Here is a 20,091-nt window from a genome sequence, read left to right as displayed (position 1 = left end):
AAGAGAGGAAGTGACACATCAATGTTCATTAAGCAAGTGTAGAGCAAGCCCCTTCACTTTTATATGTACGAATAATGTCTTCGGTTTGTGCTTCAAACGTCAATTGAATCTCTTTTAATTTTAGCTTCATTTCACTAATTTCATCTTGCACAGAATGAAGTTTTGCTTCTTCATGAAGTTTTATTAGTTCACCTTCGATTTCCTGACAGCGCTCAATCTCAGACTGCAAAAACAGAAGTTGATCCATGGTCTCCAATTGTTGAGTCACTAGCTGATCAAATTTTTTCATACGATAGCTCCTCCCTATTTGCTTTAACCATACACGCGGCACTTCTGTTAACATTCTGTTTAGGTGATACAGATTCCTTTGACGAGTTGTGAAAAGTTTCAAGAAGTTTTGTCATACTTTGTTGCTTTTTATATAAGAAAAAGCGAACTTAACATCGCCGTATGAAAGACGTTAAGTTCGCTTTTGATATTAACCTTGGTATTTACCAGAGTTTTGGTTTTTCTTTGCTTCAGCTTGTGCGTTTTGTTGTCTCACTTCTTGAGCACTTGTTTCGCTAGCAAATTCAGTACCGAAGTTGTTTTTAGATGCTTGAGCATTTTGGCTTTTGTTTGCCGCAGCTTGAGCATTTTGTTGTTTCACTTCTTGTACATTTGTTTCGCTACCAAATTCAGTACCGAAGTTGTTTTTAGATGCTTGAGCATTTTGTTGTTTCACGTGTTGTGTGCTTGTACCAGATGCTGTTTTGTTTGTTTGTTTTGCCATTGTAATCACCTCCACGAAAATTAATATGCCCGGGAGGTAAATAGGGTATGCAAACTTTTTTCAATATTTTAAGGCGCAAGCACAAAACACATTTACCTTACATTAAAAGTGAACGCCCTCCATCAATAATAAGCGTTTGACCGCAAATCATATTTGCTTGATCGGACACTAAGAACATAACTGCATCTACCATATCTTTTGGCTCCACCATACGACCAGCTGGAGTATGCTTGCGTGCATCATCTAGAAGCTCATCGCGATTTGGGAAATGTTTTAATGCTTCTGTATCAACAGCTCCTCCAGATACAGCATTTACCACAATATTCTTTGGAGCCAGCTCCACTGCTAAATAGCGGGTCAACGCTTCTACAGCGGCTTTTGACACGCCTACTGTTGTATAATTTTCTAAATAGCGAATAGACCCAAGCGAACTGATGGTAACAATCTTTCCTCCGCCTACTTTTTCCATACGTTTAGCCGCTTCTTGTGCACAGAATAAATATCCTTTGCTGTTAATATCCATTGTCCAGTTCCAGTGAGTTTCTTCCAATTCCATAATAGGACGTAACACTCCTGACGCCGCATTACTTACAAATACGTCTAAGCGACCGAATGCTTCATCAATTTGCTCAAACATTTCTTTAATTTTCTCTACTTTTCCTACGTTTGCTTTAACAACTAATGCTTCTCTGCCTAATGCTTTGATTTCTTCTGCTACTTCCTGCGCTGCACTTTTGCTTCGTGCATAGTTTAATACAATATCGTATCCTTCTTTAGCCAGACGTAAGGCAATTTCTTTACCAATACCTCTGCTGCTTCCCGTAACTAGTGCTACCTTTTGTGACATGATGTCATCTCCCTTATGTATCGTATTATCCTTACATTGTACTGATTTTATCGCATAAGAAACAAGTAATATAGAGAAAATAGAGAAAATAGATAAAACTTGATGAAATGAACGAGGTGAATAGAATGTATGTAGGTAGAGACATGACGGCTCTTTCAATGATTTCTAAAAGCGAGTGGAAAGACAGCGAGCTTGCGTTTTTCCATCACTCTTTACAGCAAATGACGCCGTATTTAAATGCTGAAGGACAAAGTATTCATCAGCAAATTATTAAAGAAATTGAAGCACGGGGCGGGTTACAGCGCGACGAAGCAGATTACACACACGGCACGCATGTATCATATGATTAAATAAAAAGAAGCGCGGAGTTTATCCACGCTTCTTTTATTTAACAAGTAAATATTCTTTTAAGATTTTTTGATGGGAAACAGGAAATGCATATTGTTCTAAATCTTTTTCAGAAACCACTTTCAAATTTTTTAATGCACTGATATCACTTACAAGCTCTGCTTCATATACTGTGATGTTCCAGACGATATGAGAAAACACGTGCTGAATTGTGGTAAACGGCGCATGAATTTTAATATCGGCTCCGTACTCATTTTGAATAAATGCCTGAAGCTGCTGATGATCTGGCGCTATACTAAGATCTACTTCTACATTTGGAAATTCCCATAGGTTAGCTAAAAGTCCTTTGCTTGGACGTTTATGAATCAGATAATTTCCTTCCCCGTCTTTAATCACTGCTGCAGCAAGCTGAAGAGCACGCGGCGCTTTTTTCTTTGATTTAACGGGAAGCTCGTTCTGAACCCCTTCTTCAAACGCGCGACAGTGTTCACGAACCGGACATAACAAACAGGAAGGAGAAGTTGGTGTACATACAATGGCACCGAGCTCCATCATGCCTTGATTGAAATAAGAAGGATTATCTTTTGAAATAATTTCATGCACGATATCTTCAAATAGCTTTCTTGTTTTCGGTTTTGCAATATCATCCCAAACGGATAAAATGCGCGATAGCACACGCATAACATTTCCATCCACAGCAGGCTGTGGCACTCCGTATGCAATACTTAAAATGGCTCCTGTCGTATAAGGACCTACTCCTTTTAGTTTAGAGATTTCTGCTGGCGTATTTGGAACTTCTCCCCCGTATTGTTCGTGAACTTCTCGAACGGCCGTTTGTAAATTACGGGCACGGGAATAATAGCCTAGCCCTTCCCACGCTTTTAACACATCATCTTCATTCGCATAAGCTAAGTCTTTGATAGTGGGAAATTTGCTAATAAAGTTATTAAAATACGGAATGACCGTATCTACTCTCGTTTGTTGAAGCATAATTTCAGATACCCACACTTTATAAGGGTCCTGGTCTTGACGCCATGGTAAAATGCGCTGTTCCTGCTCAAACCAAGAGATTAAGTCATTTTGAAATGCTTGAATATCAAAATTTTGTACAATATCTTTACTTTGTTTCACGTCATAGCCTCCGAGGTATTAACTATACATATACAATGTGTTGCTTTTTGAATCTTAGTAACTTTATGATAACCTTATAACAACTACAAATATGAATAGTAAAATGAATTGTTCAAATAATGAATAAAAACAGCCAATTTGCTGCGTTAATAATAAAACGAGATTTTTTGCTTTAAATCAAGCTTTCATGCTGAATTAGAATAATCTAGGATCGTCATCTTACAAAGGAGGAGTTCGCTCTGGATACTGGTACACACATTGCAATGGGAATCGCCCTGGGCGGCCTTGCAACATTAGACCCCACTGTATCTGCGAATACAGCCACAATGGATGCTGTAATGATTGGCGTAATGGCCGGGTCATTAGCACCTGATTTAGACACTGTTTTAAAGCTGCGAAACAATGCACAGTATATCCGGAATCACCGTGGAATTACACATTCTATCCCGGCCGTTATTTTATGGCCTTTGCTTATCGTGCTCATTCTTTCGTTTCTGCTGCCAGGAGCTAACTTGCTGCATCTATGGATGTGGGCCTTTGCAGGCGTCATTATTCACGTTTTTGTTGATATCTTTAACGCTTATGGCACGCAAGCTTTACGGCCTTTCACAAATAAATGGATTGCGCTCGGGGTAATCAACACGTTTGATTACGTGATTTTCTCAGCTCACGTCCTTGCGATTCTCATTTGGTTTGCTGGAGCAGCGCCGGGGCCAACATTCATTACGCTGTATGTGTTATTGGCGTTTTACTATGGACTGCGCTTTTATATGCGCCACCAGATCGCCACGAAGCTTCGAAAACAGTTTCCTGATGTAATCAAGCTCAATATCTCTCCTACACTGCGTTTCACTCACTGGCACTTAGCTGTGACGACCGAAAAGTATTTTCATGTAGGAAGAGCAATCGGAGAAGAAATTTTTATTTATGATACGTTTGATAAAGTTCCAATTCCTGAATCAGCCGTAATTGAAGTAGCGAAAAAAGATGAAAATTTATCTGCGTTTCTTTCATTTTCACCTATTTATAGATGGGAACTGGACGAATATAACGACCATATCGAAGTGCGCTTTATTGATTTACGCTACCGCAGCAAGGATTACTATCCATTTGTAGCCGTGGTCCAGCTTGATTACGATTTAAATATTATTTGCTCGTACACAGGTTGGATTTTCAGTGAGAAAAAATTGCGTAAAAAGCTTGATTACCTCCCGCACTAATCATAACAAGAACAAATATGAAACCCAAAAAACGAACCGTCTTGAGAAGACGGTTCGTTTTTATTTAATGTTTTAAATAGTCATCGTTATTTAATAAATGCTGATATTTAGGGTTTTTAACCGCGATTTCATGAAGTTTGTCACCATAGCTGTTGATATACATCGTAACAACCTTTTCCGTCGCTTCTTTCCCTTTATAATCATATCCGGCTTTTGCGTAAGATGACTCAAAATCTTCCCAGAAAAGTTCGACCCATGTGCGCGCTTGAGCATATGAAAGCGAACTGTTTTTACTTAATAGCTGATTCGTTAATCTTTCAAATATATCGTTCATAAGAACACCTCGATTACCAAAATTCTATATGAGTATGTTTGCACTTTTAACTTACACTATAAATGCGGAGTTATTCACTCCCTCATGTACTATATCATAACCGCAACGCTTTCTGTTGTAAAAGGAGAGGTATCGATGCGCAATAAAGCAAAAGATTTTCCAAACCAACATCATACTAAGTTTGAAGGCGAACCTCGAGCAAAAGCTGAATACGCTTCAAAACGTGCAAATGGAACCATCAATACGCATCCGCAAGAACGCATGCATGCTTCTAATGAACGCGAAGAATAACGGCTTGCTCTACGTTTAAAAATAGAGTGACTATAGAAATCAAACAAGCAGCACTACCTCGTGCTGCTTGTTCATCCCGTTATTTTTTCAACATGGAAATAGGCAATGCCTCTTCTTTTTGCGGTGCGCCAAGCCTAAATCCCCACGCAAAAACTCCGTTCATATAATCAATTTTAAAATATGAACCCGGATCTCCTTGAATTTCATATACTTCCCCTGCTTTAAACGTTTCGGGATCCAATAAATATGACCTAGCCATTGTTACTTTTCTTTCTAATACTGCATACTCATTGACCATGCCAAGCTGTTCAGCTTTTCGTGCTTTTTCTTGAAGAGACCCAATTTCTTGTTGAAGTTCATACGTCGTCATATCGCTGTAACGTTTTTCAGACATGCTGTTTTCCCCCTTGTTTGCTTTCATTTTATTATAACAAAAGGTATAACTAAAGGGAGACTATGAAAAGGGAGTTTTGGGAATGAAAACAGTACTAATCACGGGCGGTGCGACGGGTCTTGGAAAAGAACTTGCAAAACTTTACGCAAAAGACTATAACGTCATTCTAGCTGGACGCAATCAACAGAAATTAAATGAAGCGCAGCATGAGCTAGGAGACAACGTATATACGATGTCTGTAGATATTACAAAGTATGAAGAAGTAGGAAAATCTGTAGAGAAAATGCTGATGCAGCATTCAGTAGATATCCTTATCAACAATGCAGGCATTGGACATTTTGGTCCTTTGACGGATTATACAAAACAAGCCATCGATGAAGTCATCGATACAAATGTCAAAGGAACTATTTTTTTAACACAAGCGCTTATGCCTCATCTCTTAACGAGACCTGAACCTAAAGTTATGAATATCATTTCAACTGCAGGACTTCGCGGGAAAGCTAATGAAAGCGTCTATGTGGCAAGTAAGTTTGGCGTAAGGGGATTTACAGAAAGTTTAAAAGTGGAATACCAAGATACCAGCCTTCATGTGATTGCAGCATACATGGGAGGCATGAATACCCCTTTTTGGGATCACAACAACCACATTAAAGATAAAAGCCGATTGCGCTCCGCTTCAGAAATTGCTGAGATTATTTATAAACAACAGAACGGCTCAGAAGATATTTTGTTTTAAAAAGAGAGTGAAACATAACTACATCAATCTAATCTAAAGATAAACAAATTGTATAAATGATCTTATAGAAATTGCGTATGACACGGCAGTTGATTTCCATGCAAGACTTCGCTTTCCGCAGAAGTCTTCGTCTTGCCCTCCAATCAACCGCTAGAAGCAGCTAAATACATGAAGTATACATTTACCATCACACTGAAAAAATCCGAACGAGTTGGATTCTACATCAAGAATCTCGATTCATCGTTCGGATTTCCCTTCAATTAACACACTTTTGTCCTGCCTTTATTCCTCTTCAATGGAACCTAGAAATGATTGAATTTGGTCAATAGAGAATCCCTTTCTATAAAGAGCCTGCTTCATTTTTTGCTGATATTCCCAGCCTTCATACTTTGAAAAACGACGATGAGCTTTCATTCCTTGGTATTGCAGAGCTTCCCATGCTTCATCGCTTTCTTTTTCTGTATTCGTGCGCTGAAATGCTTCTTGAATAATAGAAAAAGAATAGCCCTTCACTACCAATGCTTGTTCCATTTTTTGTTTCATCATCACTTGAGATAATTTTTTGTATTTCCCTTTTAATTTTTCAATTAACTTCACGGCAGTTTGAATTTGCTGTTCTTCAGGGTATTCACATAAACTAAGGGTAATAATGGAATCAGAAACCCCCTTTTCTTTTAATTCTCTTTGAATTACATTCGGTCCCTTTGATGTCGTATTCATTTGCGTTAACACAAATGCTTTCGCAAACTCTTCATCGTTTAAATAACGGTGGCTGACTAATTTCTGAATAACTTGTTGAATAATAGTAGAGTTAACGTCTTTTTTCTTTAAATAATCATACACCTCTTTTTCAGAGCGCATTCGATAAGATAAGTAGGTAATGGCTAAATTATAAGCTTTTTTTCATCATCTGCGTACTGAATTTCTGTTAGTTCAAATTCATCAAGCTCACGACCTTTTTTTAAGCCGTATTTGATGAGGACATTTTCATCAACACCAAAGCCAAACTCTTCACCTTTACCGTAATCTAAATACACATTATAACGTTCACCGCTATTCTTTTGCGTTGTGATCTTTGTGACAACAGGCATTCACCTTCACCTCATATTTCTTATTAAATTGATGGCTGAAGAACCGCCAAACGTATCATACACATTTTTGTTTATCTCAATAAAGGAGGAAATTCGTATGAAAATTGTTATTGCTGGAGGCACTGGATTCGTAGGCAAAGCTTTAACAAAACATTTCTTAACACAAAAGCATTATGTATATATTTTAACACGCAATGCAGACAAAGCTGCAAGAGATCCGAAACTTAAATATGTAGAGTGGATGGGAGAAAACAGCCAACCTGAAGCTCAAGTAGAAGGAGCAGACGTCTTTATCAATTTAGCTGGTGTTTCACTTAACAGCGGCCGATGGACGGACGAACGCAAAAAAGCAATCGTGGAAAGTCGCCTTTCTTCTACTCAAGAAATTCTTCGCATTATGGCTTCTTTACCCGAAAAACCGTCTCTTTACGTAAATGCAAGCGCCGTTGGTTATTACGGAACATCAACGAAAGAAACATCCACAGAAGCTTCCCCTTCTATCGGTACAGACTTTTTAGCTGAAACGGTAAAAAAGTGGGAAAATGAAGCGCTAAAAGCGATGGAGCTCAACATTCGTACTGTCTTAACAAGATTCGGCGTTATATTAGGGAAAGACGGCGGCGCACTTCCTTCTACTGCCCTTCCTTATAAATTATTTGCAGGAGGAACAGTCGGTTCTGGAGAGCAGTGGATGTCTTGGGTCCACCTTCAAGACGTCGTGGAGATCATTGATTATTGTATCCATCACAAACAAATAGAAGGACCTGTTAATGTAACTGCCCCAAATCCCGTTCAAATGAAAGAGTTTGGAAAGACGATTGGAAAAGTATTGAATCGCCCTCACTGGATGCCCGTACCTAGCTTTGGCCTTCAACTGCTGATGGGAGAAATGAGCATGATTATTTTAAAGGGACAGCGTGTTTTACCTGAAAAATTGATTCAACAGAATTACATTTTTACATATACTGTATTAGAAGATGCATTGCGAGATTTACTCTAGTTATTTTCTGATATTTACCTAAAACAGGTGACTAAGCTGCCGATAGATAGGAGCATCCTTTATGAAAACCATTCTCTTGAAAAACGCAACGCTCTATCCTATTACGTCAAAACCTATTTATAATAGTGATGTGCTCATTCAAGATGGCAAAATTGTTTTAATTGGGCCAAACTTGCAGCCTCCTCTTCAAGTAGAAGTCATTGACTGCAAACAGCGCTACTTATTCCCAGGATTTATTGATGTTCATACACATCTAGGACTATATGATGAAGGAACCGGCTGGGCCGGAAATGATGCTAACGAAACAATCGAGCCTATGACTCCCCATATCCGAGCTTTTGACAGCGTACATCCTTTAGATCCTGGGTTTAAAGATGCCATTGAAGCGGGTATTACGTCTGTACACATTATGCCTGGAAGTGCAAATGTGATCGGAGGTACAACGTCCGTTATTAAAACAGCCGGAACAAGTATTTCTCAAATGTTGATTCAAGAGACAGCTGGACTTAAGATTGCGCTAGGAGAAAATCCAAAACGAATTCACAGCCATGGCAATAAAGAATCCATTACGCGAATGGGTATTATGGGGATGCTGAGAGAAGCCTTTTATCATGCAAAAAGCAGTGATAATAAAGATGATTTGCGAATCAAACCGCTCATTCAAGCATTGAATAGAGAGATTCCCGTTCGAATTCATGCTCACCGAGCCGATGATATTCTATCAGCTCTGCGCTTAGCAGATGAATTTAATTTAGACGTTCGTATTGAACACTGTACAGAAGGCCATTTAATTGCTAAAGAGCTAGGTGGAAGAAACTTAAAAGTAAGCGTGGGACCAACTTTAACACGCCGCTCAAAGGTTGAATTGAAAAATAAAACGTGGAAAACCTATCAAGCTCTCTGCAACGAAGGAGTAGAAGTTTCTATTACAACAGACCACCCTTATACGCCCATTCAGTACTTAAATATTTGTGCATCCATTGCCGTACGTGAAGGACTCGAAGAACAAAAAGCATTAGAAGGCATCACGATTGCTGCTGCTCGGAATCTCCGTATTGATCAACGAATCGGCAGTATCGAAGCTGGAAAAGACGCTGATTTAGTGCTATGGAGCCATCATCCCTTTCACTACTTAGCAAAGCCCCTTTTCACCATGATAGATGGTAAAATATTATTTAAAAAAAATTAACATTTTACCTATTTTCTTTTTTTATTTTTTTTAGTATGATACGTTTAGAAGCATGTGAATTTCACAAAAGCATAAACATCACACGTTGACTTTTTATGTTTGTTGACTTGTAATGGGAAGGCAAATGGTGCGCCACCAGGTAACTGGTTCTAGTGGGTTCGATTCCCACCCCGAAATTTTTTTAATTATTAAAAAATTTCGAGGGTGGGGACTTGATTGGAGTCTGTATATACCCTCGATCAGGAGGGAAAAGTTATGTTAAAAAAACGTGACCTAAATGACTGTCAATCTCTATACGAACTCATGGTACATCCTGATGTCTTCCCTTTTGTTCGTCATAAAGCCCATTCCTATGAAGAATTTTTATTTGTGACTAAACAAACGATGGAAGCAGAAGATCATGGAGAAATTATTTCTCGCACGATTTTAGACGAATGGGGTAACCCTATCGGCACCATTAATTTATTTGATGTACAGGACCAAGCTGGTTTTTTAGGCACTTGGCTTGGCAAACCGTTTCATGGAAAAGGATATAATCAAATTGCAAAAGAAGCGTTCTTTAATGAACTGTTCTTTGAGTTAAATATAGAGCGAATCTTTATGCGAATTCGTAAAATCAATATCAGGTCTATTAAGGCTGCAGAAAAACTGCCTTATGCCGTACTGGCGAATGAAACACATAAAGCTTTATACGATGAAATTAATCAACATGAAGACGTATATGATTTATACGAAATTCCAAAAGACTTGTATACACTATACTACTTGCGTCACGAACAAGACGTTCAAGAAGATCACCAACTTAAAGAAGCGTAAGAGTCTCTCCGTGTAACGGAGAGCTTTTTTTATGATTAAAAACGAGAGATTCTGGAAAAAATAAGTAGCATGATCGAAAAACGTTAATTGGAGGTTTTTTTATGTCTGAAAAAAAACGAAAAGAAAACGCAAAAAATACGTTAAGTAGCGCTCAAGAAATCTATTACGGCCGCGAGTTTAAAAAAGCAGACCGTGCAGGCGGCTACACGAAAAAATAAGTGAGGCAAAACATCTCTATCCAACGCTTGATCATCCCAACGTCCTTTCTGTACAGTTTGTATCGGAAGGACGTTTTTATATTATGTAAAAATAATAACACGAAGATTTCAAGCGTATGATTTACGTTTTTTTAATACTCTACTATATCCACAAAGTTTACCCACAATTATGTGGATAATGTGTATAACTTTATTGAATATGCATATTACCGCTTTCATAACTTGAAATAACAGTGGGTAATTTTTATGTAAATTTTCTGAAAAAATGTGAATAGTGTGGATAAAGTTGTGAATATCCTATATAATTCAGCAGTTAACTTCTTGTTAACCTGTGGATATCTTCTTTAGCACTTTCATTTATTTTAGTACCATCAACGCTTTTGATATATTATAAGTATAATAAAAAAAGTAGGGGAAGTTCCCCTACTTTTTTATGATTGGAAACAATATATCCACACTTGTTCCTTTATCTAACTGACTAGAAAACGTCATCTGCGCGTGATGAGCTTTAATAATCCGATAGCTGACCATCAGTCCTAAACCTGTACCTTTTTCTTTTGTACTATAAAAAGGCTCACCTATCTTCGCTAACCGTTCAGGAGGAATACCCTGTCCTTCATCAGCAAGCTGCAGCCAAAGGTGGTTTTCTTTTACTTTAGTCGTAATATGAATAGCTCCTCCTTCAGGCATTGCTTCGATAGAATTTTTAATAATATTAATAAATACTTGTTTTAACTGATTTTTATCTCCATACACCCTTGGTAACTGGTGGTCCCTTTCAAATATGAAAGCTACTTCCTTTTCTGTTGCTTCAGGTTCAAGAAGTGAGCACACTTCTTGAACAAGCGCTTGCATATTCAAAGATTCAACCTTCATTACCTGAGGTTTTCCTAACATCAAAAATTCTTCTACGATTCCATTCATTCGTTCTAATTCAGTTTCCATGATATCTATATACAAAGCATCTTTAGGATGTTGTTCTTTTAATAAGTGAACAAAACCTTTTAAAGAAGTTAAAGGATTTTTGATTTCATGAGCCACTCCAGCTGCAAGTTCTCCTACCACGGCAAGCTTCTCAGAAGTTCTAAGCTTCTCTTCTGCCTTTTTACGCTCCGTAATATCCGTGGATACACACAGCATTTGAATCACTTCCTGTTTTTCATTCATAATAGGAAGTTTTGCTGTTTCGACCCAGCGCCGGTTTCCTTTCGAATCTTTAAACTGTTCTTCTAATACCATCCCTTTTTGGGTACAGTTTGAAAACGCCCCTTTATATAAAAGATCTGATCGAAGGTTGAACTGATATTTATCAATTGATTGTCCAATTAAGTCATCAGATTTTTCACCTAAGAGCATCGCAAAAGATTCATTAACGAGAATGAATTCCCTTTTGTGATTGATAGCATAAATATAGCTTGGATTAATGTCAATAACTTGTCTTAAAAACGTTTTCTGTTCCTGCAGCTGATTTTCTTTTTGCTGTAAATTTGCTTTAGAATGGCGTATATAGCTAATCATTTCATTAAACTGTTTAGATAAAATACCGATTTCGCCCCGCTCAATTTCTCGTTCCGGAATTTTTTGATTAAAATTCCCGCGCGCTACTTGTCCCGCCAATTCATATAGTTTATGAATAGGATTCACAATTTGCCTTGCATATAACGCAGTAAAAAAAGAAAGCAGTAAAATAGTAACCCCTGAAACGATCCAAAGCGTTTTTTCAAACATTTCATAAGGCCTGTAAATTTCTTCAACGGGTAATTCAGCGACAATTCCCCAATCCAAAACAGGAATATATTCGAAAGACGCAAAGAAATACTTACCTTCGGTGTTCACAACGCGCTGATATCCTGATTTATGATTCATCGTTTTCTGAACGATTTCATTTTTCTTAGCATTTTCACCGATTCTCTGTTTCTCTGGGTGGGAAATAATTCTACCATTGCGGTCTACAATAAATGTATAGCCGTTCTCTCCTATATCAAACGTTTGAAAGATGGATTGAAAGCTTTTATTTTCTTCAATTCGCAGCGCTAAATTTACAACCTTTTTTACATTTTGCTGCCCATCCAAAATAGGAATCGCCATCACCACAATATAGTGCTTTGTATCTGCTGAAACGACATCGCTTAAATATATTTTTTTGGTTCGCAGCGCTTCTTGAAAATATTTTCTTTTACTTAAGTTCACATGTTTCATATTTTTTAAATCATTCGGGTAATAATGCTCAACATACCCTTTTACATTAAAAATGGTTCCGCTATCGATATACGGTGAAATATTAACTATTTTCTGCAATTCTTTGTCTATTTCCTGTTCATCATCCGATAAAAACATAGGATCTTGCTGTACCTCGTCGCCTAGGCTCCAAATATCTTTAATGACGACGTTAATTTGCTCTTTCATTCTCTTGACGGTTTTATCAGTTACCTGTCGATATTGATCTTGAGAAATATTAGGCAGCATCACTCTTGAAACAATAAACATTAGCGTCAGTACGGTACAAATAAGAAGCACATTAATCGTGAAGATTTTCCAAAACGTATGAGATTTAAACCATTTCATGTTTGTTCACCTTAATCTAATGAAGTCTACCTCCATTGTACTGCAAAATGAAAACTTTTCCATATAAATGACGGAATTCCATCTTTAGACACAGAAGAAAAGCAATTTGTTCTACATTCCTATCAGAAAACTATGAGCTTTCTCACTGTGTTTTCTGTTAGAACAATTTTTTAGTTTTCTTCTATAAACTTTGCTTCCTGCATTTTATTCATGCAGTAGAAATCAATTATTTATCCTCCACTAAAAAAGACCTCATCACGGAGTGATGAGGTCAGAAGTTTACTATATTCTTTTATAAAAAATCATGTTTGTTCCCTGCTGATTTTCTAGCCTTTAAAGATTGATTTTCTTTTTCCTTCTAGTCCAGTAAAAAATAAATAAGAGAATAAACCAAACGGGCGTCAACAATAAGGCTGGGCGCGTCGCGTCAGAAAACAGCATAATAACAAGAATCACCGCAAACAAAGCTAGCACAACATAGTTTATAAATGGTGTTAACGGTGCTTTGAATGCTGATGCTGCATGCAGCTGCGGACGCGTCTTTTTATACCTTAGATGGCAAATGAGAATGATACTCCACACCCAAATAAAACAAATAGCGCTAATGGTCGTGACGATTCCGAAAGCTTGGTCTGGTATAAGTTTGCTTAACAGAGCTCCCGCTGAGATGACCAGCGTAGATACAAACAATCCGTTGCTTGGTACGTGGTTTTTGTTCAGTTTTGCAAACTTAGATGGCCCTTGGTCATTTCTACTTAAATTATATAAGATACGGCTTGTTGAAAACATTCCGCTATTACAAGCAGAAGCGGCTGAAGTTAATACAACAAAATTAATAATTCCAGCAGCAAGCGGAATTCCGACTAAACTAAAGGTTTTAACAAATGGGCTTTCTGCTGCATTTAATTCCATCCACGGGTTAATAAATAAGAGGACGATAAGCGCTCCAACATAGAAAAATAAGATTCGCAGCGGAATTTTATTAATGGCCGATGGAATATTTTTTTGGGGATTTGATGTTTCTGCTGCCGATACCCCTACCAATTCAACCCCGACGTATGCGAATATAACCATTTGGAATGAGAGTAAGAAACCTGAAACCCCATTTGGAAACAGTCCTCCGTGATTCCAAAGGTTTTGAACAGTAACGGATCCCGCGTCTGTTTTAAATCCCATTACCAGCAAAATAACGCCAATAATAATTAATGCAAGAATCGTAATAACCTTTATTAAAGCAAACCAAAACTCTAATTCTCCAAATAATTTTACGGTTAATAAGTTAAGTCCTAATAAAATGATTATACAAATAAGTGCGGGAATCCACTGAGGAATATTGAACCAATATTTCACATATACGCCAACTGCAATCACATCAGCCATAGCTGTCATAATCCAGCAAAACCAGTAGGTCCATCCCGTTACAAATGACGCCCATGGTCCAAGATACTCTTCAGCAATATCAGTTAACGATTGATAACCTGCTTTAGACAGCAGTAGTTCTCCTAGCGCTCTCATCACAAAGAAAAGCGCAATACCAACAATTAAATAAGCAAAGATGATAGAGGGACCTGCAAGCTGTATTGCTTTACCAGAACCTAAAAACAAGCCCGTACCAATGGTTCCCCCAATCGCGATTAGCTGAACATGACGATTGGATAAATCCCTCTTTAATTCTCGTTGTTCCAACTCTAACTCCTCCTAACAATAAAACCTTTGATGCGATCGTGCGGACTACAAATAAAGTCCAATAAAAAAAGAGATTGGATGCGCTCCAATCTCATGGTCATAAGAATAACAAATATCAAGGTACATGCTACCAATTAGTAACATGCCAAATAAATATCCGGTACTCTTCTGTCCTTTTGCCTGAGATTGTGAACCCTTCGGCGTCGCGAAACTATCGCGATCTCTCCAGAAGCTGCTCCTGCTATAGTGTGATCCATAGCAATCATAGCTTTCTACGTATTAAATTTTTCAATCAATAGAATGACTGTCGAATAGTTGTTTATTCTAATACCAGTTGGATGCTTTGTCAACAGGAAAGATTACTTTCATTTATTTCCCTTCTTCGAAAGAAGGTAATCGAACAATTTCAATCGTCAACTTAGTATCCTTTTCCTCATGCTACCTGAGTCCCTCCAGAAACCTGAACACATTAAACGGATCGTACTTTTTATTCACTCTTTCTAGCCTCTGTGCGTTGTCTCCAAAATACTCATACTCGTAGTTTCTAAGGCTGCTGATAGGGAAATTCACATAGGAACCTACCATAATACTTTTAATATATTCAAATCGCTTGCGAAGCCAATCTCTGTTTGCTCTTGTAAATGCACCTTCTGTCCATACAGACTGAAAGCCCTTTTAAAAACATTGAGTTCATCTTAACTCCGCCACCTCTGTAAATAATTTCCATTATTTTCATTACTATAGTATCCTTGATGTGGTTAAGGGTGTGGGTTTTGAGATAGGATTTGCGTTTATCATTTGTATAAGAAACGTCCTTATAGTTCATTTTGAAGATGTTCACTCTCTGATGTAATTTCTCCTTGGTGACGTAAAACTTTCCAAAGCGAAACTTTATTGGAACTTAATTTAACTATACTAAAATATTTTTTACACTAAAGGAACAGGTGCTGAATTTTAACGATTTTTCCCACTAATAAGAGTACAGCTCAAAGAAAAAAGAGCAGAACCAAATCTGCCCTTTACTCTTCATCTATTCATTTCTTTAACGTCAGACTCACCACATTCTCCACATGTGCCGTATGAGGGAACATATCCACAGGCTGAATGTAATCCACATGATAGGCCTTCGACAGCTGCTGCACATCTTTCGCTAATGTGGATGGATTACAAGATACGTAAACCATTTTCTTTGGCTTTACTTGTAAAATTGTTTTGAGAAGCTTGTCATCACAGCCTGTTCGCGGCGGGTCAACGACGATTACGTCTGGCTTCCAGCCTTCTTTCACCCACTGCGGCATCCATTTTTCAGCCGGACCCGTTACATACGTAGCATGTTCAAATCCATGATCTTTAGCATTTTTCCGCGCGTCTACAATAGATTCTTCAATCGTGTCCATTCCGCGAATTTCTTTGGCATCTTTAGCAAGCCATAAGCCAATTGTCCCTACTCCGCAGTAAGCATCTACGATTTTTTCACTGCCTGTTAGCGCAGCTGCTTTTTTTACTTCGTCATATAGCTTCACGGTTTGAAGAGGATTCAACTGGAAAAATGCACGCGCTGAAAGTTCGAATGAAATGTCTCCTAACGTTTCTTGAATCACCGATTTTCCAGCGAGGGTAAACGTTTCGTCTCCAAAAATAAGCGATGTTTTTTGGCCGTTTACGTTTTGTACGAGCGATTTCACTTCCGGTAGGCGACGCTGAATTTCTTTAATCAGCAGCTCTTTTTTCGGAATTTCTTTTTTAGCCGTAATCAAGACAATTTGTACTTCACCCGTTTCAAATCCTACTCGAGATACGATGGTACGTACAATCCCACGACGTTTGCGTTCATTGTAGATAGGAATTTGAAGGTCTTGTAAAATTCGTTTCATTTCTTTTGTCACGTGATTTGTAGCTTTATGCTGAATGGGACAGTTTTCAATATCAATCAAGCGGTGAGAATTCAGTCCGTACAAACCAGCGATGACTTTTTGTTTATCTACGCCGACTTGAAACTGAGATTTATTACGATAGCGCCAAGGATCTTCCATACCAATCGTTTGGCGTGTTTTTTCCTCTACTTTTTTTAATGAGCTGTGACGTTCGAACGCTTGCAGAACGATATCGCGCTTGGATTCTAACTGACCTTCATAGGATAAATGCTGAAGCTGACAGCCTCCGCACTGTGCGTAAATAGGACAGGGTGCATCTACGCGATGAGGAGATTTTTTGCGAATTCGCTTGATTTTACCTTCAGCAAAATTGCGCTGAACGTTTGTTGCTTCTACAACCACTTCTTCATTTGGTAATGCTCCCGGTACAAAGACGACTTGACGCTTAAAATATCCTACGCCTTCTCCATTAATACCGAGTCTTTTTATCGTTAACGGAAACGTTTGTCCTTTTTGAACTTTCATTTCAGTTTTTGGTTTATTCATGAGACCAACTCCGATTAGTTTAAATTCTTTATATAGTTATAGTTATTAACGGTCCTTAGCTGCTTAAACCTATTAGACCGTATTGCTTTAAAAAAGACATCAACGCATATTATAACACTTCAACAGCAAAAAACCGACAGGAGAAACATTCCCATCGGTTTTTATCGTTATTTCGTTTTAGAAGGACTTTTCTTCATTTGTTTGCGTTCGTTCATTAAATCATCAATACTTTTAAACGTATAGCCCTGCTTTTTTAAATCTACAATTGCTTGATCTAACGCATCCGCGTTATCTTTTGAAACGGTATGCAAAAGCATAATTGCACCTGGATGTATTTGAGCCATCATATTGTCGTATGAGTAGCGCCAGCCTTTTTGTTCATTCACTTTCCAGTCAACAAATGCAAGTGACCAAAATACATTCGTATAGCCCTCTTGCTTTGAAAGAGCTAGCGTTCGTTCACTAAATACACCTCTAGGTGAGCGAAGATATTTCATTTCATCACGACCAGTAATGTTCTTGTATTCATCTTTTACTTTTTGTAATTCCTCTTTGAAACGTGCATCATCTACTTGAGTTAAGTCAGGGTGATGCCATGAATGATTCCCGACAATATGCCCTTCTTTTACCATTCGCTTAATAAGCTTAGGCTCTTCTTTTAAATAATGTCCTGTTACAAAAAACGTTGCAGGAACCTTTCTTTTTTTGAGAACGTCTAATACCTGCGGTGTATAGCCATTTTCATAACCGTTATCAAACGTTAGATAAATATTTTTTTTATTTGTATCTCCGAGGTAAAAAGCATCATACTTAGCAAGAATTTGTTCATAAGCTGTACCTGCGGATGCGGGCTTGTGATCTTTACTTTTTTGAAATCCCCAGCTGATCGGAGTGTTTGGATACATTTGTGCTTCAACAGATGCTATGCCTGTTGACATCACGAATAAAAAAACGAGAAAAAAGGTGAACCGGCGCATAAGAAGCTCCTTTCGGAAGTCATTTTACGCTTAGTATCCACTCAATTTTCTCGTTCATGAACGTTACTTTTTACCATACGCTCCGGACGTATGTTTATTTAAATACCGGTTCTTTAAATTGCTCAAGCTTTTCAAATGAAGACTTGTCTACATCTGCATGCAAGCTGTTTCCGTGTGAATCCATCGTCACTACAGCTGTAAAGCCTTCTACTTTTAAATGCCACATTGCTTCAGGAATACCGAACTGCATCAAATCAACGCCTTCTACGCTCTTGATACAATCAGCGTAGTACTGTGCAGCTCCGCCGATCGCATTTAAGTATACACCGCCGTGCTCTTGAAGAGCAGCAAGCGTTTTAGGACCCATACCGCCTTTACCGATAACCGCGCGGATACCAAATTTCTTCATAATATCTCCTTGGTAAGGTTCTTCACGGATACTTGTTGTTGGTCCTGCAGCGGTTACGTGCCATTTTTCGTCTTCATCTTTTAACATAACCGGACCACAGTGATAAATGATTTGTCCATTTAGATCAATTGGCGCATCGTGATCTGTTAAATGCTTATGAATAGCGTCGCGTCCTGTGTAGATCATACCGTTGATGCGCACCACGTCGCCAACTTTTAATTCACGAATTTGCTCTTCTGTAATAGGTGCTTGTAATACAACTTCTTTTGTTTCATCCGCATTTTGTTTCTCTTCTTCGCCTGCATTTTTATTAAAATCTACTTCTTCGCCTTCTTGATACAGCCACTCTTGAACGCTTCCTGTATCGGCATTGATTTTAACGCCCAAACGGCGGTAAGCCCAGCAGTTATACGCAACTGACACATAGAAGCTAGCAGGAATACGATTGATTACGCCGACTTTACAGCCAAGTAATGTCGTTTCTCCGCCGAAGCCCATTGTACCGATTCCCAACTTATTGGCATTTTCCATTACATACTCTTCTAATTCTTTCAGCTGAACATTTGGATTTTCATCATCTAAGTTTCGGAACAGCTGCTCTTTTGCTAATTCATAGCCTGTTGTACGGTCGCCACCGATTCCAACACCAATGACGCCGGCACTACAGCCTTGACCTTGTGCTTGATACACAGAGTGCATCACACATTTACGAATGCCGTCTAAATCACGGCCAGCTCTACCTAAACCTTCTACTTCACAAGGCAGGCTGTACTGAATGTTTTTATTTTCACAGCCGCCGCCTTTTAGAATAAGACGCGCATCAATATAGTCATTTTCCCACTGTTCAAACTTAATAACCGGCGTGCCGCCGCCTAAATTATTACCGCTATTTTCTCCCGTTAACGAATCTACGGAGTTAGGGCGAAGCTTTCCGTGCTTTGTTGCTTCTTCAATCGCCCAATAAATCGCTTCTTTAATTTGAAGCTGATTCACTCCTACAGGGGTTTTAATTTTAAATGTTGGCATACCTGTATCTTGGCAAATTGGCGATAAATTATCATCCGCCATTTTAATATTATTGGTAATGGTCGCTAAAGACATTGCTGCACGCGTTCCTGCATTTTCACGCGCTTTTGCCTTTGCGATAGCACGTCGAACGTCTTTTGGCAATTTTGTAGATGTTTCAACAATTAAATCGTACATGCTTTGTTTTAAAGCTTCAATCATCACTTAATTCCTCCCATATCCCGCTAATGTATGTATTTATCTATCTGTCGTACAACTTTCAAAATTTATTATACTCCTTCAAAAATTGTTTCGAAAGACCTTTATAGGAGGATTTCCACTTCAAGCAAAAAAGCGCTAGTTTTTCTAGCGCTTTTTCCTTTGTTCATTCTTTATCTTTTTTAAACTGCTCACATTTTGCTTCGAGGTCATCAATCATCGTAATCAAACGGTCAATGTCTTCTAGGTCTGTGTTTTCAGGCTCCATGGAGTCTAATACGTGTACAAACATATTTAAACGATCTTTTAAATAACGTACTTGTGAATCTTTATCTCGAACGGCGTTTCCCATTTTAAACCCTCCTGATATAGCTTTTCATTCGTATTTCTTTATATCCTAACGAATACTTTCATATTTGACAA

The 20,091-nt window shown here is 38.2% G+C and carries 21 protein-coding genes, 1 pseudogene and 1 riboswitch; of the genes and pseudogenes, 8 read left to right on the top strand and 14 right to left on the bottom strand.

Annotated elements, in window-relative coordinates; genetic code table 11:
* Positions 1-28: 28 nt before the first annotated feature.
* The 3 genes from Q5794_RS02095 to fabL all read right to left on the bottom strand — a co-directional run bounded on the left by Q5794_RS02095 (position 29) and on the right by fabL (position 1,619).
* Positions 29-289: a YgaB family protein gene (locus Q5794_RS02095; RefSeq protein ID WP_013081548.1), complete on the bottom strand. Its 261-nt coding sequence runs from the start codon at positions 287-289 to the stop codon at positions 29-31.
* 189 nt (positions 290-478) lie between these two features.
* Positions 479-772, bottom strand: a complete 294-nt coding sequence (locus Q5794_RS02090; RefSeq protein WP_013081547.1) for a gamma-type small acid-soluble spore protein — start codon at positions 770-772, stop codon at positions 479-481.
* Between the two features lie 97 nt (positions 773-869).
* On the bottom strand, positions 870-1,619 hold the full coding sequence (gene fabL, locus Q5794_RS02085; protein ID WP_016762867.1) for an enoyl-[acyl-carrier-protein] reductase FabL: 750 nt from the start codon (positions 1,617-1,619) through the stop codon (positions 870-872).
* 125 nt (positions 1,620-1,744) lie between these two features.
* Here fabL and Q5794_RS02080 point away from each other — a divergent pair, with 125 nt between their 5' ends.
* A complete protein-coding gene (locus Q5794_RS02080; protein ID WP_214986959.1) occupies positions 1,745-1,969 on the top strand; it encodes a hypothetical protein in 225 nt (74 codons plus the stop codon).
* A 34-nt stretch (positions 1,970-2,003) separates the two neighbouring features.
* Here the strand turns inward: Q5794_RS02080 and mutY are convergent, their stop codons facing one another.
* On the bottom strand, positions 2,004-3,098 hold the full coding sequence (gene mutY / locus Q5794_RS02075; protein WP_192997866.1) for an A/G-specific adenine glycosylase: 1,095 nt from the start codon (positions 3,096-3,098) through the stop codon (positions 2,004-2,006).
* Positions 3,099-3,337: 239 nt separating this feature from the next.
* Here mutY and Q5794_RS02070 point away from each other — a divergent pair, with 239 nt between their 5' ends.
* Entirely contained in the window at positions 3,338-4,318 is a 981-nt protein-coding gene (locus Q5794_RS02070; RefSeq protein ID WP_214986997.1) for a metal-dependent hydrolase, read from the top strand.
* Between the two features lie 64 nt (positions 4,319-4,382).
* Here Q5794_RS02070 and Q5794_RS02065 read toward each other — a convergent pair whose 3' ends face one another.
* Entirely contained in the window at positions 4,383-4,652 is a 270-nt protein-coding gene (locus Q5794_RS02065) for a YfhJ family protein (RefSeq protein WP_028412432.1), read from the bottom strand.
* Between the two features lie 135 nt (positions 4,653-4,787).
* Here Q5794_RS02065 and Q5794_RS02060 point away from each other — a divergent pair, with 135 nt between their 5' ends.
* Entirely contained in the window at positions 4,788-4,943 is a 156-nt protein-coding gene (locus Q5794_RS02060; RefSeq protein WP_013055155.1) for a small, acid-soluble spore protein K, read from the top strand.
* Between the two features lie 79 nt (positions 4,944-5,022).
* Here the strand turns inward: Q5794_RS02060 and Q5794_RS02055 are convergent, their stop codons facing one another.
* Positions 5,023-5,337, bottom strand: coding sequence for a YfhH family protein (locus Q5794_RS02055; protein ID WP_129705912.1), 315 nt, complete (start codon positions 5,335-5,337; stop codon positions 5,023-5,025).
* Positions 5,338-5,419: 82 nt separating this feature from the next.
* Between Q5794_RS02055 and Q5794_RS02050 the strand changes: the two genes are divergently transcribed.
* Complete coding sequence (locus Q5794_RS02050; RefSeq protein WP_214986960.1) at positions 5,420-6,073, top strand: SDR family oxidoreductase; 654 nt, start codon at positions 5,420-5,422, stop codon at positions 6,071-6,073.
* 282 nt (positions 6,074-6,355) lie between these two features.
* On the opposite strand, the pseudogene recX reads toward Q5794_RS02050, so the two are convergent.
* Positions 6,356-7,164: pseudogene (gene recX / locus Q5794_RS02045) on the bottom strand (recombination regulator RecX).
* Between the two features lie 97 nt (positions 7,165-7,261).
* Here recX and Q5794_RS02040 point away from each other — a divergent pair.
* The 4 genes from Q5794_RS02040 (at position 7,262) to Q5794_RS02025 (ending at position 10,387) form a co-directional block, all read left to right on the top strand.
* A complete protein-coding gene (locus Q5794_RS02040; RefSeq protein WP_374988635.1) occupies positions 7,262-8,164 on the top strand; it encodes a TIGR01777 family oxidoreductase in 903 nt (300 codons plus the stop codon).
* A gap of 61 nt (positions 8,165-8,225) precedes the next feature.
* Entirely contained in the window at positions 8,226-9,353 is a 1,128-nt protein-coding gene (locus Q5794_RS02035; protein WP_013081539.1) for an amidohydrolase, read from the top strand.
* 255 nt (positions 9,354-9,608) lie between these two features.
* Positions 9,609-10,169 carry a GNAT family N-acetyltransferase gene (locus Q5794_RS02030; protein WP_013055149.1) on the top strand — a complete coding sequence of 187 codons (561 nt, stop codon included), beginning with the start codon at positions 9,609-9,611 and terminating at the stop codon, positions 10,167-10,169.
* A 101-nt stretch (positions 10,170-10,270) separates the two neighbouring features.
* Positions 10,271-10,387 (top strand): YfhE family protein, encoded by a 117-nt coding sequence (locus Q5794_RS02025; protein WP_013055148.1) that lies wholly within the window; start codon positions 10,271-10,273, stop codon positions 10,385-10,387.
* Between the two features lie 423 nt (positions 10,388-10,810).
* On the opposite strand, the gene Q5794_RS02020 is transcribed toward Q5794_RS02025, so the two are convergent.
* From Q5794_RS02020 to Q5794_RS01990, 7 genes are all read right to left on the bottom strand, one after another.
* Positions 10,811-12,952: a PAS domain-containing sensor histidine kinase gene (locus Q5794_RS02020; protein ID WP_214986963.1), complete on the bottom strand. Its 2,142-nt coding sequence runs from the start codon at positions 12,950-12,952 to the stop codon at positions 10,811-10,813.
* Positions 12,953-13,285: 333 nt separating this feature from the next.
* The gene (locus tag Q5794_RS02015; RefSeq protein ID WP_214986964.1) at positions 13,286-14,638 is read right to left on the bottom strand and encodes an amino acid permease; all 1,353 of its coding nucleotides are present in this window, start codon (positions 14,636-14,638) and stop codon (positions 13,286-13,288) included.
* 158 nt (positions 14,639-14,796) lie between these two features.
* Positions 14,797-14,877: riboswitch (glycine riboswitch) on the bottom strand.
* Positions 14,878-15,076: 199 nt separating this feature from the next.
* Positions 15,077-15,223, bottom strand: a complete 147-nt coding sequence (locus tag Q5794_RS02010) for a BBE domain-containing protein (protein WP_251034102.1) — start codon at positions 15,221-15,223, stop codon at positions 15,077-15,079.
* Positions 15,224-15,672: 449 nt separating this feature from the next.
* Positions 15,673-17,058 carry a 23S rRNA (uracil(1939)-C(5))-methyltransferase RlmD gene (rlmD, locus tag Q5794_RS02005; protein ID WP_268575128.1) on the bottom strand — a complete coding sequence of 462 codons (1,386 nt, stop codon included), beginning with the start codon at positions 17,056-17,058 and terminating at the stop codon, positions 15,673-15,675.
* 167 nt (positions 17,059-17,225) lie between these two features.
* Positions 17,226-18,035, bottom strand: a complete 810-nt coding sequence (gene pdaA / locus Q5794_RS02000; RefSeq protein WP_192997858.1) for a delta-lactam-biosynthetic de-N-acetylase — start codon at positions 18,033-18,035, stop codon at positions 17,226-17,228.
* A 94-nt stretch (positions 18,036-18,129) separates the two neighbouring features.
* Positions 18,130-19,671, bottom strand: coding sequence for a fumarate hydratase (locus Q5794_RS01995; RefSeq protein ID WP_374988634.1), 1,542 nt, complete (start codon positions 19,669-19,671; stop codon positions 18,130-18,132).
* Positions 19,672-19,834: 163 nt separating this feature from the next.
* On the bottom strand, positions 19,835-20,020 hold the full coding sequence (locus Q5794_RS01990; RefSeq protein WP_013081532.1) for an SE1561 family protein: 186 nt from the start codon (positions 20,018-20,020) through the stop codon (positions 19,835-19,837).
* Positions 20,021-20,091: the final 71 nt, after the last annotated feature.

The organism is Priestia megaterium (assembly GCF_041941685.1).
GTDB lineage: Bacteria > Bacillota > Bacilli > Bacillales > Bacillaceae_H > Priestia > Priestia megaterium_C.
The sequence above is the reverse complement of the archived record's forward strand: the minus strand, read 5'-3'. Positions and strand labels throughout refer to the sequence as shown.